The following is a 16,698-nucleotide window of genomic DNA, read 5'->3' as shown; positions in this document are numbered from 1 at the left end:
CCCTATCGTTCGATCGTGCCGTCCCGGCGGATTTTCTTCTGCAACAGCAAGATGCCGTAGAGAAGCGCTTCGGCGGTCGGCGGACAGCCGGGAACATAGATGTCCACCGGCAGCACCCGGTCGCAGCCGCGCACCACCGAATAGGAATAGTGGTAATAGCCGCCGCCATTGGCACAACTGCCCATGGAGATGACATAGCGGGGCTCGGGCATCTGGTCATAGACCTTGCGCAAAGCCGGAGCCATCTTGTTGGTGAGCGTGCCGGCGACGATCAGCACGTCCGACTGGCGCGGCGAAGCACGCGGCGCAGTGCCGAATCGCTCGATGTCGTAGCGGGGCATCGACATCTGCATCATTTCCACCGCGCAACAGGCCAGGCCCGTCTGCATCCACATCAGCGAGCCGGTGCGGGCCCAGGTGATGAGCTGCGACACGGTGGTGACGAGAAAGCCCTTGTCGGCCAGCTCGTCGTTGACGCCGGCGAAGAACGGATCGTCCGCACCGACCGGCTTGCCGGTTTCCGGATCGACAGCGCCGGTGGGACGCGGGGTAACCAGTGTCGAACTGGACGGGGTCAATCCCATTCCAGAGCTCCCTTACGCCATTCGTAGATAAAGCCGATGGTCAGCACGCCCAAGAAGATCATCATCGACCAGAAGCCGAACCAGCCGACATCCCGGAACGCAACCGCCCAGGGAAAGAGAAAGGCGATTTCCAGATCGAAGATGATGAAGAGAATCGCCACCAGGTAGAAGCGGACGTCCACCTTCATGCGCGCGTCGCTGAACGCCTCGAAGCCCGCCTCGAAGGCGGAGACCTTCTCGGGATCGGGGCGCTTCAGGGACACCAGGAACGGCGCTACCAGAAGCGCGGCGCCGATCAGCGCGGCGAGGCCGATAAAGATGACAATGGGCAGGTAATCGCTGAGCAAGTCAGTCATGCGGCAACCTAATGTTCAAGCCGGCCGGAGATGGCCGCGATGCATGCGGGTATCGGTGCAATTGGGGCACTTCACCGGCACACGGGGTTATGCGGAAGGGCTTAGACCTTCCCCCAAGGGGTTTCAAGGGAAAGAAAATATGACCAAAATAATCATATACGGAAACGCCGGCTGCGGCCTCTCCATGCCTTCGCAAAACCGGCTGGGATATGATTATTGCGGCAAAACGCCCTTCCGGGGAAAGAGTGCCCTGCCCCGTCCGGCGAGAGCGGAATCCATGGAAGAGCGGCCGGAAAAACCAAAACGGCGAACCGATGGAATCGGTCCGCCGAATTGGGTTGCAAGAGTGATGGCGACGGGGCGTTGGCGCCCCGCCCCGATTCAATCTTAGAAGTGGTAGAAGACGCCGACGGTGGCCTTGGCAGCTTCGAAGAAGCGGTCGCCGGCCTCGTTCTGGAAGTCACCCTGGCCGACGACTTCACCACGGACGGTGATCGCGTCGGTGACGGCGAATTCAACACCACCACCCAGCTGATAGACGCCTTCGGTCGAGAAGCCGTCACGGCTCTGGAAGCCGACACCGGCCAGCGCGTAGACGAGGGCGTTGTCGGTCACGACAGCACCGGCGCGCAGGTTGGCGAAGAACTCACCCGAGGAGTAGTCGCCGTTCCACAGCCAGTCGCCGGTCACTTCGACGCCGAGCAGCAGGGGATCGACGGGGATGAAGTTCACGCCGACGGCGGCGCCGAGAACACCGCTACCGGTGCTGAGGTTGGCATTGCCATAGGCAGAATCGCCAGTCCACTGACCGCCGAGACGAACACCGGCATAGAGGCCTTCCCAGTCAAAACCGGCCGGCTCATAGATCGGCTGCGGGGTGGTCGGGATGATGAGGTCGGCAGCCTGAGCGCCACCAACCATAAGAGCCGCGGCAGCAACGCCAAGCGACAAAGAACGTACAAACATGTCTTGCACTCCCAGTAGAGTTAACCGTAGTCGGTCGATAAATGCCTCACGGGCGCATGGCTGGCAAGGGTGCCGCCAGCCAATTTTGGCGGTGGGGATAAGATTTGATGACCATTTCGGGGTCGGTGTTGCACAGATACCGCGGAATTGGTCCAATTTGATACAAAAGCCGCCTTTCGCGCCCCTCAAATGTCGATTTCACGATGAAATCCATGCTCCCCCAAACATGGCGGACAAGCGATATTGACACGATTTCGCCGCAAATGCCAACCGCCCCGAGACGCTGATGCGCAGGAACGGGAATCACCCAAGCGTCGACTCAGAAATGGAAATTGGCGCCGATGGTGAACTGGTCCTTGGGATTGCCGCCCTCGATCGGGAAGCCATGCAGATATTGGGCCCGCACCGAGACGGAATCGGTGACCGACAATTCGACGCCGCCGCCCAGCAGCGCATCCTCTTCGGACGGCGCGCCCAGATCGATACCGAAGCCGCCGGCGGTATAGAGCAGCACGTTGTCGTTCACGACGAGGCCGGCGCGGCCGAGAATCTGGCCATAGGCCGTGTCCCCGACCTCGCCGGCAAGGCCTTTCACCGCCACTTCCGCACCCAGCAGATAAAAATCGAACTGGGCGTTCACGCCGGCATTGATGCCGATTCCATATTGGGTTCCGCTGACCGGGCCATTCTGGGCCACGCCATAGACGCCGGCATAAAAGCCGCTCCAGTCGAAACCCGATTCGTCATGGAGGGGCATCTCGGCCTGGGTGGAGACGGGCACGGTGATGAGGTCGGCGGCCATTGACGCTCCGCTCGATGCCGCAAGCGCCAGTCCGGCAATGGAAAAGATCTTCAAGATCCGCATCGCTGTCTTCCTTATGGCAGGATGGTCGGTCTCCCGGAAAACGTCCTGTAGCGAGGCTGGTTCCTATCACTTCCAACGCCGCCTCGCCGGGCTCAGGAAGGAACGAGCGTTCCCACCAGAACCGGATCGGCGCTGAAGCGTTCGGGAAAAAGCCTCTCCAGGGCCGCGATCTTGGGCAAATCGTTCACCACGATATAGGGCCAGTCCGGGTTCAACGTCAGAAAATCCTGATGGTACTGTTCCGCGGGATAGAAAGCCTCGAACGGCTCCAGCGTCGTAACGATCGGCGCGCCGAACAGGCCCGTGGCGTCGAGTTGGTCGATATAGGCCCGCGCGACCTCCCTTTCCTCCCGGCTGTGCACGAAAATCGCCGAACGATATTGCGTGCCCCGGTCCGGACCCTGGAAATTCAGCTGGGTCGGATTATGCGCCACGGAAAAATAGATGTGCAGCAACTGCCCATAGCTGACGATCGCAGGATCATAGGTAATTTCCACCGTCTCGGCATGGCCGGTATCGCCCCTCGTGGTCATGTCGTAGCTGGCAGTTTCCGCGACGCCGCCCGAATAGCCTGAAACGGCGCTTTTCACGCCTCGCACCCGCTGGAACACCCCTTGCACGCCCCAGAAACAACCGCCCGCCAGGGTGACGACGGCCGTTTCGCCGGATTGAACAAGATCCTTCAAGGGCGGCGGTATCACCACCGGCGCTTCTTGCGCGCGGGTCAGGCGCAGGGAGGCGGGAAGCAGAACAATCGCACTCAGCCCCAATAGAAGGGCGCGGCGGCGCGGGGCTGCGGATATTTTCGGGATGGGCGTGGGCACGACGTCACCTCGCACCGATTGCTGGCCGGATATCGGCCAATATGGACCCGAAGCGTCGCGAGATCATCGCCCTCACGGCGATATGAAGCGATCCTGCGCCCGATATGGCGGTCCGGCCAAAATCTTCAGGGGTGACGAAAGAAGAAATGGCGCGAGAGACGGGGCTCGAACCCGCGACCTCCGGCGTGACAGGCCGGCGCTCTAACCAACTGAGCTACTCCCGCAGCGGCGAACTGGACGTTCGTGCAACGTGGCGTCCATGTACTGGGCACCATGGGGGAAGTCAAGCACCCTGCCCGCTTCGCCCGAATAATTTCGTCACATCAGCAGATTTGTGGATAACTCCGCCTCTTCAAAGATGAAGAAGCTAGAATTAAAGCGATGGTTGAGGTGCCAGGTCTCCTGGACCGGCGGAAAGAGGACTGGTGGGCGATGACGGACTCGAACCGCCGACATCCTCGGTGTAAACGAGGCGCTCTACCAACTGAGCTAATCGCCCATGCCGCCGGGGAGACGGGGCCGGCGCCCTGCTTAGGGTGCCTGTCCTTGCCCGTCAACTGGATTTGCGCGCACGGAAACGGCCCCGCCGAATCATATACGGGGCCGATTGCCGCGCAAAAAGGACCGGATCTTAGTTGATCGCGTCCTTGAGACCCTTGCCGGGCTTGAACTTGGCCTGGTTCGACGCCGGAATCTGAATCTCCGCGCCGGTTGCAGGGTTACGGCCGGTCGAAGCCTTGCGCTGCGATACGGCGAAGGTGCCGAAGCCGACCAGACGAACCTCGTCGCCGCCCTTGAGAGCCTCGGTAATGGCTTCGAACACTGCGTCAACCGCTTCGGCGGCCTGTGCCTTGGTGATCGTAGCCTTGTCGGCAACGACGCCAACCAGATCGTTTTTGTTCATAGCGTTTCCTCACAGTGAATGCCCGCCGTTCCCTGGCGAACCAAAACGCCGACAACCTTTGGCGATTCTGCGTAAGAAGCAAGGAAATCCGGGGGTCTTCGGCGGTTCGACGGTGCGAATCTGTTAATGGACCGGAAAAATCACCCTCGCAAGCCCAGTTTGTCGCCAAAGCCCGGTTTTACGGGGATCATGTCCCTGTTTCCCGGCCGGGCGCGCTCCGATGGCCGCCGGAAGAGCCCGGCGCCGGATCGGCCGCCAGGCGCGCCAGCACGGCAGGCAGGCGCCCGGCGATATCCTCGCTCATCATTCCCGGGCCACCGAAATCACCCGCCGCCTCCGCATGCAGCCAGACGCCGGCCGCGGCGGCCTCGAAGCCGTCCATCCCCCGGGCCATGAGACCCGCGACGATTCCCGCCAGGACGTCCCCCGCCCCGGCGGTTCCGAGCCAGGCCGGGGCGTTGTCGTTGATCGCGATGCGCCCGTCCGGAGCCGCGATCACCGTGTCGCTGCCCTTGAGCACGAGCACCGCCCCCGAGCGTGCGGCGGCCTGCCGGGCCCGCTCGGGCTTACTGCCGCCGAGATCGGGGAACAGGCGGGCGAACTCGCCCTCATGCGGGGTCAGCACGGTGGGGGCGGTTCGCCCCTCGATGGCCGCGAACAGCTCGTCCGGCCTGGCGGAAAAACTGGTGAGGGCATCGGCGTCCAGCACGGTGGCGGCGCCGGAAGCGAGAATGGCGCGCACCCGCCCCGCGGTGTGAGCGCCGATGCCGGCAGCCGGCCCGATGACCACGGCATTGATGCGGGAATCCTCAAGGATTTCGGCCAGATTCTCCAGGGTTTCCGCCGGTTTCAGCATGATGGAGGTGACATGGGCGGCGTGCACGAGAAGCGATTCTTCGCTGCCCACCAGCGTCACCAGACCCGCGCCGCTGCGGAAGGCCCCTTGTGCCGAGAGCCGCGCGGCCCCGGTCTGCAGCCGGTCTCCCGAGACCACGACGACGTGGCCGCGGTCGAATTTATGGCCGCCGGGCTCCATCGCCGGCAGGCTCCAGAGAACCGGCCCGTTCCGCCAGGCGCGGCAATCGATGGCATCGAGCACGGCGGCAGGGATGCCGATATCGGCAAGCACCGTCTCGCCGCAGAGCAGCCGGCCCGGCAGCAACAAATGGCCCGGCTTGCGCCGGAAAAAGGTCACGGTCAGGCGGGCGCGGATGGCATAATTGCGCACCTCCCCGGTCGCCCCATCGACGCCGCTGGGCACGTCGACACTGACGACCGGCAGACCGAAGGCATTGACTGCGTTGATCAATTCGGCCAGGGGCCCGGTGACGTCCCGATCGAGACCGGCGCCCAGGAGAGCGTCGACCACCAGCTCCGCCGCCTCCAGATCGCCCGGCCGCCATGGTTCGGCGGAGCCGGACCAGCGGGCGGCCATGGCGGCGGCATCGCCCTTCAACTGCCCCCGATCGCCGGCAAGGCGCAGGGTGACCGGCCACCCCTGCTCAGCCAGCAGGCGGGCGACAACGAAGCCATCGCCGCCATTATTGCCCGGCCCGCACAGGACCAGCACCGGGGCGGGCCGGTAGCGGGCCAGGATGGCGTCGGCGACGGCCCGGCCCGCGTTTTCCATCAGATGCAGGGAGGGAATGCCGGCGGCGACGGCCCGCCGGTCGGCCTCCGCCATTTCGCCTGGGGTCAGCAAATGCTCGGGATCGGCGCCGGTCATCTCGTTTTATCCTTCAGGGCGCGAATGTCAGCACATCGTTAACATTTCCGGGACATTTCCATCGCAGGCGATAACGCTGCATTGACGCGATTCCACCATGATGGGCTCCCACAGGAAGGAGACCGGAATTGTCCGAAGTCCTCGACCGCCCCACCATCGCACTCCACGGCATCACGACCGTCGCCGGCCGCTATGTGATCGGCCCGCAGCCCGCCCTGGCGGGGATAAATCTTTTCGCCTGCCGGCTGCGCACCATCGGCAGCGACAATCTGCGGGTGACCGCGCCGGTGATTCCCGAGTTCGGCGAGGCGGTTTCGTTCAACTTTAGCAGATTCGGCGAGCTGGGCGGACGGGTTCGGCGGCAATATCAGGACGGGTTCGAGATCGACATCGACCAGACCGCCGCGCGGCGCGACCGGCTCAACGATGCCATCACCAGTTTCAGCGAGCGCCTGTGGACCGCCGCGGCGGACCGGCGCAAGGTGGAACGGTCCCTGCCGAGCAATCCGCGCACGGTGATCGGCCGGCCGGACAACTGGCACCAGCCCTGCCTGATCATCGATTATTCGGCGGAAGGGGTGGCGGTGTCGGGCGCCTTCCAGCCGGTGGTGGGCGAGGTGGTCACCGTAGGCCAGGTCACCGGCGAAGTGGTGCGGGTATTCGATATCGGCTTTGCCGTGCGGTTTTTCGAGCGGCAGGACCCCGATCTGGTGGAAGGCCTGCTTGAAGCCGCGACCGACTGGCACGCGGCCATCCACCATGCCGGCGCCCCCGGCCCGGACGAGGCGATGCCGCACATGCATTGAGAGAAGGGGCGGCGCCCGCCCCCTCCCCGTTTACGGTCAGGCGGAATAATACATCTCATATTCCACCGGATGCGGAGTGTGCTCGAACTTGATCACCTCCTGCATCTTGAGGTCGATATAGCTGTCGATGAAATCGTCATCCATGACGCCGCCGACCTTGAGGAAATCGCGATCGGCGGAAAGGCTTTCCAGCGCTTCGCGCAGCGAGGCCGACACGGTCGGGATCTGCTTGAGCTCCTCGCGCGGCAATTCGTAAAGATCCTTGTCCATCGGATCGCCGGGATGGATCTTGTTCTTGATGCCGTCCAGACCCGCCATGAGCAGCGCGGTGAAGGCGAGATAGGGATTGGCCAGCGGATCGGGGAACCGCACCTCGACGCGCTTCGACTTGGGCGACTGGCCGAAGGGAATCCGGCACGAGGCGGAGCGGTTGCGGGCCGAATAGGCCAGCAGCACCGGCGCCTCGAAGCCCGGCACCAGCCGTTTGTAGGAATTGGTGGCCGGATTGGTGAAGGCGTTGATGGCCTTGGCATGCCGGATGACGCCGCCGATATAATAGAGGCATTCCATGGAGAGGCCGGCATACTGGTCACCGGCGAACAGCGGCTTGCCGTCCTTCCAGATCGACTGGTGGCAGTGCATGCCCGAGCCATTGTCGCCATAGACCGGCTTGGGCATGAAGGTCGCCGTCTTGCCATAGGCATTGGCCACCTGCTGGACGACATATTTGTAGATGAGCACGTCGTCGGCCGACTTGATCATCGGCTTGAAGCGGATGCCGAGCTCGTGCTGGGCCGAGGCCACTTCATGGTGATGCTTTTCGATGATGACGCCCATCGAGCCCATGGCCTCGAGCATCTCGCCGCGCATATCCTGGCCGCTGTCGAGCGGGGGCACGGGGAAATAGCCTTTCTTGAGGCCGATATGGTGGCCGCTATTGCCGCCCTCGTAGTCGGCGTCGCTGTTGATCGGCAATTCGCCGGCATCGACGGAAAAGCCCACCTTGTAGGTGCTGTTGGAATATTTCACGTCATCGAAGATGAAGAATTCCGGCTCGGGCCCGAACACCACCAGATCGCCGATGCCGCTCGACTTGACCAGCGCCTCGGCCTTGCGCGCGATGGAGCGCGGATCGCGGTTATAGGGCTGGTAGGTGGCGGGCTCGAGAATGTCGCAATTCATCGCCAGGGTCGCGGCCGCGAAGAAGGGATCGACATAGGCCGATTCCGGATCGGGCATCAGCACCATGTCGCTTTCGTTGATGGTCTTCCAGCCGGCGATGGAGGAACCGTCGAACATGACGCCTTCCTCGAACAGGTCCTCGTCCACCACCGACACGTCCATGGTGACGTGCTGCAGCTTGCCTCGCAGATCGGTGAAGCGCAGGTCGAGATAGCGGATGTTCTCGTCCCTGATTTTCTGGATGATGTCGCTTCCGGTGGTCATTCAATATTCCCCTGGTTGTCGGAATGCTTGTTCATGAACGGCAGGTGGCGGCAGGCCGCCTCAGAGCGCGTCGTCGCCGGATTCGCCGGTGCGGATGCGGATGGCCTGCTCGATGGAATAGACGAAAATCTTGCCGTCCCCGATGCGCCCGGTCTGGGCGGCGGCGCGGATCGCCTCGATGGCCTTGTCCGCCAGATCGTCGGGGCAAACTACCTCGACCTTCACCTTGGGCAGGAAATCGACCACATATTCGGCGCCGCGGTAGAGCTCGGTATGGCCCTTCTGGCGCCCGAAGCCCTTGGCCTCGGTGACGGTGATGCCTTGCAGGCCCACCTCCTGGAGCGCTTCCTTGACCTCATCGAGCTTGAACGGCTTTACGATAGCCTCGATCTTTTTCAACTCATGCCTCCGCTGACCGTTTTCGGCAGTAATCGCCTAGCGTGTGCCAAAGCGTATGCACGGCTCGTGCCACCTCATGCCAGAAGCCGAAAACCCGTTGAATCCAAAAGCGTTAGGGAACCCTGCACCGGCCGACAACCACGATGGCACCACCAGCCGTGCTTAAAAACTGTGCAATATGCATGCCTTGTGTGCAAGCCCCGCGCGCCGCGCCCGCGGGCGAAGGGCGGGATAAGCGCCGGATGGGCCCGCTCCGCCGGGCAATGAGGCTTTGACTGGCTTTCACTCTTCATATAGATGCAACGCCAACCCGGCCAACGGGGACCCTTGCGGGTGTGGCGGAACTGGTAGACGCACTGGATTTAGGTTCCAGCGCCGCAAGGCGTGGAGGTTCAAGTCCTCTCACCCGCACCATCGCGGCCCCGGCCTAACGAGATCAATTCAAGTACGGGAATAGACCCCCATGCAGGTTACCGAGACCCTCAACGAAGGCCTGAAGCGCAAGCTCAGCGTCACCATCCCGGCGGCGGACCTCAATTCGCGCCTCGATGCCAAGCTGGAAGAGCTCAAGGGCCAGGCCAATATCAAGGGCTTCCGTCCCGGCAAGGTGCCCGTCTCGCACCTGAAGAAGGTCTATGGCCGCTCCGCCATGTCGGAAGTGATGACCGAGGCCATCAACGCCACCGTCTCGGACACGCTGGACGAGCGCGAGGAACGCGCCGCCGCCCAGCCCAAGGTCGACCTGCCGGAAGACCAGGCCGTCATCAACGACGTGCTGGACGGCAAGGCGGACCTGGCGTTCGAGGTGGAATACGAAATCCTTCCCCCCGTCACCCTCATGGACATCAAGGGCGTCAAGCTCGACAAGCCGGTGATCGAGGTTTCCGACGAGGAAGTCGAAACCGAGGTCAAGCGCGTCTTCGCCCAGAACCGGGGCTATACCGACAAGGGCGACGAGGGCGTCGTCGAGGACGGCGACCGGCTGGGCCTCAGCTTCGTGGGCAAGATCGACGGCAAGGAATTCGAGGGCGGCGCCGCCGACCACGCGCATCTGACCGTCGGCTCGGGCGAATTCATCCCCGGCTTCGAAGAGCAGCTGGTGGGCATGAAGAAGGGCGAGACCCGCGAGATCGAGGTCACCTTCCCCGAGGACTACCAGAATGCCGAACTGGCCGGCAAGAAGGCCACTTTCGACGTGTCCATCCTGCATGTCGACGGACCCAATGACGGCGAGCTGGACGACGAATTCGCCAAGCGGCTGGGCCTCGAGGACGTCGCCGCGCTGCGCAGCACGGTGCGCGAGCAGATGGAATCCGCCCTCGCCTCGATGGGCCGCCAGCACATGAAGCGCCAGGTGCTCGACGCCCTGGACGACGGTCACAAGTTCGACGTGCCGGCGCAGCTTGTCGATGCCGAGTTCAACACCATCTGGCAGCGCGTCGTGCACGAGATCGAGCACCATGGCCGTTCCTTCGAGGACGAAGGCACGACCGAGGAAGACGCCAAGGCCCAGTACAAGCGCATCGCCGAGCGCCGCGTGCGCCTGGGCCTCGTGGTCGCCGAGATCGGCAACCAGAACGAGGTGCAGGTGACCGACGAGGAGCACCAGCAGGCGCTGATCGCCGAAGTGCGCCGCTTCCCCGGTCAGGAGCAGCAGGTTTACGACTACTACCGGAAGAACCCGCAGGCCCTGGCCAGCCTGCGCGCCCCGATCTTCGAGAACAAGGTGGTCGACCACATCATCGAATTGGGCGAGATCGCCGAAAAGAAGATGACCCGCGAGGAACTGGCCAAGCTGATCCAGGCCGACGAGGACGAAGTCCCCGAGGAGCATCACCACTAGGTTCGCCGCGAACCGGTCATGAATTGCGGGCCGTCCGGGCGATCCGGGCGGCCCGTGTCGTTTTTGCGGCGGCGCGGGCCGGACACGGGGGAGGGGTTGGGGAGTACGCGAGTGTGGGAGGAGATGGTTCTTCCAGGTTTCCGCCTCTTTTCCCGCCCTATCCCCTTCGTCATTGCCGGGCTCGTCCCGGCAATCCACCTTTCCCGAGGCATCGCATGGACCACCGGGACAAGCCCGGTGGTGACGATGGGGGGTGTATCGGGGCAGATGGCTGGCGCGGGTGAAGGCAGGGAGCAAGTGGAAAAGAGGGAAGCCCGGAGAGCGTGGCCGCCCTGCCCCGGCGCCGTCTTCGAGCCCGACTCAAGGGCAGCGGCGGGGGTCAGGCGAAATAGAACAGCAGGCTGGCGCCGATCAGGGCGCAAAGGCGCGGGACGCGGAAATTGGCCAGCCGGTACGCAATACTCCAAAACCCGGCTTCCGGCCAATGTCCGAAACGCGCCAGGCCAACCGTTTCCCCTCGATACGCAATACTGGGCGGGTCGGCCTGCATACGGCAACTCCAGACAAAAACCGTATGTCCATTGTTTAGCAGCGCGCGCTTAAGAAAGTGCTTTCAAGAAGCAAACGAGGGGTAAATCCGGCGGCTTATCCTGGGACGCAAACTGTATCGAATTGGAGCCGTCCCGGATCAGGTTCCCGACCCGTTCATCTTGACGGCCCCGGGATCGCCAGCCTTGTGGGAAACGTTGCGGCAGCCCGATACCCCAGGAAGCGCTGGGATATGCTAGAAAATCATCGACCCGATTCGGGTTGTGAACAGTGGTAGAGTGCATGTCCCAGGATCTCTTCGGAAGCGCCGCTCCCAGCCGGGAGCCCAAGAAGCCGGCCGAGCGGAACGCCGCCGAGGCGGGCGTGCCCGTGGCCGCCGCCTATGGCGCCGCCGAGATCGAGGTGTTGGAAGGGCTCGAGCCGGTCCGGCGCCGGCCGGGCATGTATATCGGGGGAACCGATACCAACGCCTATCACCACCTGTTCGCCGAGGTAATCGACAATTCCATGGACGAGGCCATTGCCGGCCACGCCACGCGCATCGAGGTGCATCTGGGCGCCGACGGCTATCTGACCATCACCGATAACGGCCGCGGCATCCCGGTCGAGAAACACCCCAAATTCCCCAACCGCTCGACGCTGGAGATCGTGCATACTGTGCTGCATGCCGGCGGCAAGTTCGACTCCAAGGCCTATGAGACCTCCGGCGGGCTGCACGGCGTGGGCGTCTCGGTGGTCAACGCGCTCTCGGACGAGATGGTGGTGGAAGTGGCGCGCGAGCAGCAGCTCTACCGCATCACCTTCAGCCGCGGGAAAGTGGTGGAGGACGTGGTCAATGTCGGCCGGGTGCAGAACCGGCGCGGGACGATGACGCGCTTCCATCCCGATCCGGAAATTTTCGGGCCCAACGCGCATTTCTCGCCCGGCCGCCTGTTCCGCATGACCCGGGCCAAGGCCTATCTGTTCGGCGGGGTCGAATTGCGCTGGAGCTGCGACGAGAGCCTGGCCGGCGAGGACGTGCCGGCCAAGGCGGTGTTCCACTATCCCGACGGGCTCAAGGATTTCATGACGGCGCGGATCGCGGGCGAGACGCGCATCGCCGACGAGATCTTCGCCGGCCGGAGCGGACGGCCGGGCAGCCACGGCTCGGTGGAATGGGCCATCGCCTGGACGCTGGGCGATGGCGGGGTGCAATCCTATTGCAACACCGTGCCGACGCCCGATGGCGGCACCCACGAGGCGGGTCTGCGCATGGCCCTGCTGCGCGGGCTGAAGAACTATGCCGAGCTGACCAAGAACAAGGGCGCGGCCAACCTGACGGCGGAGGACGTGCTGACCTCGTGCTCGGCCATGCTCTCGGTCTTCGTGCGCGAGCCGGAATTCGTGGGCCAGACCAAGGACAAGCTGGCCTCGGGCGAAGCCACCCGCATCGTCGACAATGCGCTGCGCGACGCCTTCGACCACTGGCTGGCGGCCTCGCCGCACCAGGCCGGCAAATTGCTCGACTGGGCGGTGGAACGCGCCGAGGAACGGCTGCGCCGCCGCAAGGAAAAGGAAATCGACCGCGCCAGCGCCACGCGCAAGCTGCGCCTGCCGGGCAAGCTGGCCGACTGCACGCAGAACGCGGCGCAGGGGGCGGAGCTGTTCATCGTCGAGGGCGATTCGGCGGGCGGCTCGGCCAAGCAGGCGCGCAACCGCATCAACCAGGCGGTGCTGCCGCTGCGGGGCAAGATCCTCAACGTCGCCGGAGCCAGCCGCGACAAGCTGGCCGCCAACCAGCTCATCGCCGACCTGATCCAGGCGCTGGGCTGCGGCACGCGCGAGCGCTATTCGGAAGAAGACCTGCGCTACGACAAGATCATCATCATGACCGACGCGGATGTCGACGGGGCGCATATCGCCTCGCTGCTCATCACCTTCTTCTTCCAGGAGATGCCGCGCCTGATCGAGAACGGGCATCTCTATCTCGCTTTGCCCCCACTCTACCGCATCAGCCAGGGCGGCAAGACGCTCTATGCCCGCGACGACGCGCACAAGGACGAATTGATGGCGTCCGAGTTCACCGGCAAGGGCAAGGTGGACATCACCCGCTTCAAGGGCCTGGGGGAAATGCCCTTCGCGCATCTGCGGGAAACCACCATGTCGCCCAAGACCCGGACCCTGCTGCAGGTCAAGGTGCTGGACGACCGCGACGCCACCAAGACCACGGTGGACCGGCTGATGGGCAACAGGCCGGAAGCGCGGTTCGACTTCATCCAGGAAAATGCCGCTTTCGTGACCGATCTGGACGTGTGACCCCCGGCGGCAATCCGCGCCCCGGCCAGTCGGGCCGCAGGACATGCCGCTCTTAACCTCATCGACACATGATCAGCGCAAGACCGTTGACAGTCGAGGGGTTTGCGTTATGGTCCGCGCCGCTGGGCTATTCCTGATTGCAGCCGACAGTTACTTGCCGCTGCGCCCGCGGGTAGTCCATGGGCATTGGCACAGGTCGGCAAGGCGTGCGTTCCGGTGTCCGACGCGGATATTCTAGTACAGCGTTTCCTCCGTCCGCAGCCATGCAGGGATCGCCCGCCCGAAGAGCGGAACTTGCATAAAATCCAAGACCGGCGCACCGGCCCGACTTATTCGGACCGGCTTGGCATCGGGCATCACCGTTGAGTGGAACGACCGACTTGACCGACGACTTTTCCGGACTGGGACTTTCCAGCAAGGTCACCGACGCGGTGGCCGAGGCCGGCTATACCAAGCCCACCGAAATCCAGGCCCAGGCCATCCCCCACCTTCTGCAGAAGAAGGATCTGATCGGCATCGCCCAGACTGGCACCGGCAAGACGGCCTCGTTCGTCCTGCCCATGCTGACGCTGCTGGAAGCCGGCCGCGCCCGCGCCCGCATGCCGCGCACGCTCATCCTGGAGCCGACGCGCGAACTAGCGGCGCAAGTGGCCGACAATTTCGAGAAATACGGCAAGAACCACCGGCTTTCGATGGCGCTGATCATCGGCGGGGTGTCGTTCGAGGACCAGAACAAGAAGCTGGATCGCGGCGTCGACGTGCTGATCGCCACGCCCGGCCGGCTGCTCGACCAGTTCGACCGCGGCAAGATATTGCTCACGGGCGTCGAAATCCTCGTCATCGACGAAGCCGACCGCATGCTGGACATGGGGTTCATCGACGATATCGAGAAAATCTGCTCGCGCCTGCCGCCGCGCCGCCAGACCATGCTGTTCTCGGCGACCATGGACGCGCAGATCGAGCGGCTGACCAAGAAATTCCTCAAGGACCCGGTGCATGTGCACGCCTCGCGCGCCGCATCGACCGCCGAGACCATCGACCAGAAGTTGGTGAGGGCCTCGTCCAAGCCCGATGAGAAGCGCAAGGCGCTGCGCGCCCGCATCGACGCGGCCGAAGGGCTGACCAATGCCATCATCTTCTGCAACCGCAAGCGCGACGTCGCCACGCTGGCCCGCTCGCTGCAACGCCACGGCTATTCCGCCGGCGCCCTCCATGGCGACATGGACCAGAAGAGCCGCATGGAGACGCTGGACGCCTTCAAGCACAACCAGTTGACGCTGCTGGTGGCCAGCGACGTGGCCGCGCGCGGCCTCGACATCCCGGCGGTGAGCCATGTGTTCAATTTCGACGTGCCGGTGCATGCCGAAGACTATGTGCACCGCATCGGGCGCACCGGCCGCGCCGGCCGCTCCGGCGTCGCCTATACGCTGGTCTGCCCGGGCGACGAGAAGCATCTCGATGCCATTCTGAGCCTCATCCAGAAGCCCATAGAATGGGTGGAAGAGCCCGGCAAGGCGAAGGCCCCTGCCCGCCCCGCAAGCCCTGCAAGCGAGGACGAGACCAAGGAAAAGCCTAGCCGCGGGCGCCGGGGACGGGCGACGAAACCCGCCAAGGCCGCCGCGAGCGAAGAAGCGGCGCCGGCAACTTCCCCTGCCCCCGCTTCCCCGGCTCCGGCTCCCGCCGAGAAGCCCAGCCCTGCCGAGAAGCCGAAGCCGGCCGCCAGCGGCAGAAACCGCAAGGCCGCGCCGACCGCCGAGGCCCCGCCCGCCAATTCGCCCTTCGGCGATGCGGAGCTGATTCCGGCGTTTCTCTTGAGGCCGGCCCGGACGTTACAATAAGCCAAGCACAATATTGATCCGCGCAAGCGCCGAATCCTGCTAAACTGGGATTGTACCGCCCCTCGACGGGGCGGTATCAAGTCGATACGACTCAGTTATTGCTTACGGTCGAGGCTATGGGCGCGAGGTAGTCAGTGTGTCGGATCAGGAGTTCACCCGTGTGCTTGGCTATGCCAATGCAGCATTCGACATGCTCAAGCGCAGCGAGATTCCGCCCTATCCGCCGTTCTACGAATTGCTCTATACTTACGCCACGGGCATCAACCCCTCGCTGAACAACCGCATCAACGCCATTTTCCGCAGCGGCATCCCGCCCTCGGCGGATCTGGCGGAAACGCTCTACAACGAATTCCTCAAATCCGACCTCAATGAGCGCATGTCGAGCGTTTCGGCGCGGATGCACGCCCGCATCAGCGCCGTCAACGAGGCGATCGACGGCGCCATGGTGACGGCCAGCGCCTATTCGGGCGCGCTGCAGGCGGCCAGCGACGATCTGGAAGAGGACCTCGAACCCCAGGCGATGAGGACGCTGTCGCTGCGGCTGCTGGCCGAGACGCACCGCATGCAGGAGACCAACCGGCAGCTCGAGGTCAAGCTGGAAGCCTCGCGCGAGGACATCGCCGCGCTGCAACGCGATCTCGACGACGTGCGGCGCGAATCCATGCTCGATCCGCTGACCAAGATCGCCAACCGCAAGAGCTTCGACGAGGGGCTCGCCGACGCCATCGACGATGCCAGACGCTCGGGCGAACCCCTCTGCCTGATCCTGCTGGACATCGACCTGTTCAAATCCTTCAACGACACCTATGGCCACCAGACCGGCGACCAGGTGCTGCGCCTCGTGGCGATGACGCTCAAATCCAACATCAAGGGCAAGGACCTGGCGGCCCGCTATGGCGGCGAGGAATTCGTCGCCATCCTGCCCTCGACCGATCTGCGCGGCGCGCTCATCGTCGCGGAAAACGTGCGCAAGGCCATCCAGGCCAAGGAATTGCTCAAGCGCTCGACCAATGAGCGGCTGGGCCGGATCTCGGCCTCGTTCGGCGTGGCGCAATACCGGCCGGCGGAGGCCGCAGCCACCCTGATCGAACGCGCCGACCGCTGCCTCTACGCCGCCAAGCACGCCGGCCGCAACCGCGTGGTGGCCGAGTCCGAACTGGTGGAGATCGAAGAAGTCCCGGCAAAGGACATCTCGATGGTGTGAGGGGTGACGCCCAGGCCATCGCCCTCAGGCCTGTCCCGGGCGGGCTTGGGAGCGCCAAAGTCAAGTTTCTTGCGCGTGGACAGAGGCCCTCGG

General features: G+C 64.0%; 15 protein-coding genes and 3 tRNA genes. 6 read left to right on the top strand and 12 right to left on the bottom strand.

The genetic code is table 11. The features are described 5' to 3' along the window. Positions 1-2: 2 nt before the first annotated feature. From ACFOOL_RS14130 to ACFOOL_RS14090, 9 genes are all read right to left on the bottom strand, one after another. A complete protein-coding gene (locus ACFOOL_RS14130) occupies positions 3-584 on the bottom strand; it encodes a NuoB/complex I 20 kDa subunit family protein (RefSeq protein WP_380097864.1) in 582 nt (193 codons plus the stop codon). Continuing rightward, on the bottom strand, positions 575-940 hold the full coding sequence (locus ACFOOL_RS14125; RefSeq protein WP_380097862.1) for an NADH-quinone oxidoreductase subunit A: 366 nt from the start codon (positions 938-940) through the stop codon (positions 575-577). Before ACFOOL_RS14125 ends, ACFOOL_RS14130 begins: the two co-directional genes overlap by 10 nt. A 387-nt stretch (positions 941-1,327) precedes the next feature. Continuing rightward, the gene (locus ACFOOL_RS14120) at positions 1,328-1,906 is read right to left on the bottom strand and encodes an outer membrane protein (RefSeq protein ID WP_380097861.1); all 579 of its coding nucleotides are present in this window, start codon (positions 1,904-1,906) and stop codon (positions 1,328-1,330) included. 319 nt (positions 1,907-2,225) lie between these two features. After that, positions 2,226-2,771, bottom strand: coding sequence for an outer membrane protein (locus tag ACFOOL_RS14115; protein ID WP_380097859.1), 546 nt, complete (start codon positions 2,769-2,771; stop codon positions 2,226-2,228). Between the two features lie 92 nt (positions 2,772-2,863). Further along, entirely contained in the window at positions 2,864-3,574 is a 711-nt protein-coding gene (gene msrA, locus ACFOOL_RS14110; protein ID WP_380098018.1) for a peptide-methionine (S)-S-oxide reductase MsrA, read from the bottom strand. Positions 3,575-3,742: 168 nt separating this feature from the next. Then, positions 3,743-3,819: transfer RNA gene (locus ACFOOL_RS14105), tRNA-Asp, on the bottom strand. 199 nt (positions 3,820-4,018) lie between these two features. Beyond that, positions 4,019-4,094 (bottom strand) — tRNA-Val (locus ACFOOL_RS14100). Positions 4,095-4,226: 132 nt separating this feature from the next. Next, positions 4,227-4,499, bottom strand: a complete 273-nt coding sequence (locus ACFOOL_RS14095; protein ID WP_380097857.1) for an HU family DNA-binding protein — start codon at positions 4,497-4,499, stop codon at positions 4,227-4,229. 187 nt (positions 4,500-4,686) lie between these two features. Then, a complete protein-coding gene (locus tag ACFOOL_RS14090; protein WP_380097855.1) occupies positions 4,687-6,225 on the bottom strand; it encodes an NAD(P)H-hydrate dehydratase in 1,539 nt (512 codons plus the stop codon). Positions 6,226-6,353: 128 nt separating this feature from the next. Here ACFOOL_RS14090 and ACFOOL_RS14085 point away from each other — a divergent pair, with 128 nt between their 5' ends. Then, entirely contained in the window at positions 6,354-7,031 is a 678-nt protein-coding gene (locus ACFOOL_RS14085; RefSeq protein ID WP_380097854.1) for a hypothetical protein, read from the top strand. 36 nt (positions 7,032-7,067) lie between these two features. Here ACFOOL_RS14085 and glnA read toward each other — a convergent pair whose 3' ends face one another. Beyond that, positions 7,068-8,477 carry a type I glutamate--ammonia ligase gene (gene glnA, locus ACFOOL_RS14080; protein ID WP_380097852.1) on the bottom strand — a complete coding sequence of 470 codons (1,410 nt, stop codon included), beginning with the start codon at positions 8,475-8,477 and terminating at the stop codon, positions 7,068-7,070. A 60-nt stretch (positions 8,478-8,537) separates the two neighbouring features. Further along, a complete protein-coding gene (locus tag ACFOOL_RS14075; RefSeq protein ID WP_380097851.1) occupies positions 8,538-8,876 on the bottom strand; it encodes a P-II family nitrogen regulator in 339 nt (112 codons plus the stop codon). 329 nt (positions 8,877-9,205) lie between these two features. On the opposite strand from ACFOOL_RS14075, the gene ACFOOL_RS14070 reads away from it, so the two are divergent. After that, a tRNA-Leu gene (locus ACFOOL_RS14070) sits at positions 9,206-9,290 on the top strand. A 49-nt stretch (positions 9,291-9,339) separates the two neighbouring features. Next, positions 9,340-10,719: a trigger factor gene (tig, locus tag ACFOOL_RS14065; RefSeq protein ID WP_380097850.1), complete on the top strand. Its 1,380-nt coding sequence runs from the start codon at positions 9,340-9,342 to the stop codon at positions 10,717-10,719. 379 nt (positions 10,720-11,098) lie between these two features. Here the strand turns inward: tig and ACFOOL_RS14060 are convergent, their stop codons facing one another. Further along, a complete protein-coding gene (locus ACFOOL_RS14060) occupies positions 11,099-11,269 on the bottom strand; it encodes a hypothetical protein (RefSeq protein WP_380097848.1) in 171 nt (56 codons plus the stop codon). A gap of 281 nt (positions 11,270-11,550) precedes the next feature. Between ACFOOL_RS14060 and parE the strand changes: the two genes are divergently transcribed. The 3 genes from parE to ACFOOL_RS14045 all read left to right on the top strand — a co-directional run bounded on the left by parE (position 11,551) and on the right by ACFOOL_RS14045 (position 16,605). After that, a complete protein-coding gene (gene parE / locus ACFOOL_RS14055; protein WP_380097846.1) occupies positions 11,551-13,563 on the top strand; it encodes a DNA topoisomerase IV subunit B in 2,013 nt (670 codons plus the stop codon). A gap of 380 nt (positions 13,564-13,943) precedes the next feature. Next, positions 13,944-15,401, top strand: coding sequence for a DEAD/DEAH box helicase (locus ACFOOL_RS14050; RefSeq protein ID WP_380097845.1), 1,458 nt, complete (start codon positions 13,944-13,946; stop codon positions 15,399-15,401). Between the two features lie 160 nt (positions 15,402-15,561). Next, the gene (locus ACFOOL_RS14045) at positions 15,562-16,605 is read left to right on the top strand and encodes a GGDEF domain-containing protein (RefSeq protein WP_380097843.1); all 1,044 of its coding nucleotides are present in this window, start codon (positions 15,562-15,564) and stop codon (positions 16,603-16,605) included. The last annotated feature ends 93 nt before the right edge of the window (positions 16,606-16,698 follow it).

It is taken from the genome of Devosia honganensis (genome assembly GCF_042648785.1).
In the GTDB taxonomy this organism is placed as follows: domain Bacteria; phylum Pseudomonadota; class Alphaproteobacteria; order Rhizobiales; family Devosiaceae; genus Devosia; species Devosia honganensis.
Note: the sequence above shows the minus strand (reverse complement) of the source record. Positions and strands in the feature narration are given on the sequence as shown.

Coding starts and splice junctions, on each gene's coding strand:
- ACFOOL_RS14130 (WP_380097864.1), bottom strand. CDS start 584: ATGGGATTGACCCCGTCCAGTTCGACACTGGTTACCCCGCGTCCCACC.
- ACFOOL_RS14125 (WP_380097862.1), bottom strand. CDS start 940: ATGACTGACTTGCTCAGCGATTACCTGCCCATTGTCATCTTTATCGGC.
- ACFOOL_RS14120 (WP_380097861.1), bottom strand. CDS start 1,906: ATGTTTGTACGTTCTTTGTCGCTTGGCGTTGCTGCCGCGGCTCTTATG.
- ACFOOL_RS14115 (WP_380097859.1), bottom strand. CDS start 2,771: ATGCGGATCTTGAAGATCTTTTCCATTGCCGGACTGGCGCTTGCGGCA.
- ACFOOL_RS14095 (WP_380097857.1), bottom strand. CDS start 4,499: ATGAACAAAAACGATCTGGTTGGCGTCGTTGCCGACAAGGCTACGATC.
- ACFOOL_RS14090 (WP_380097855.1), bottom strand. CDS start 6,225: ATGACCGGCGCCGATCCCGAGCATTTGCTGACCCCAGGCGAAATGGCG.
- glnA (WP_380097852.1), bottom strand. CDS start 8,477: ATGACCACCGGAAGCGACATCATCCAGAAAATCAGGGACGAGAACATC.
- tig (WP_380097850.1), top strand. CDS start 9,340: ATGCAGGTTACCGAGACCCTCAACGAAGGCCTGAAGCGCAAGCTCAGC.
- ACFOOL_RS14060 (WP_380097848.1), bottom strand. CDS start 11,269: ATGCAGGCCGACCCGCCCAGTATTGCGTATCGAGGGGAAACGGTTGGC.
- parE (WP_380097846.1), top strand. CDS start 11,551: ATGTCCCAGGATCTCTTCGGAAGCGCCGCTCCCAGCCGGGAGCCCAAG.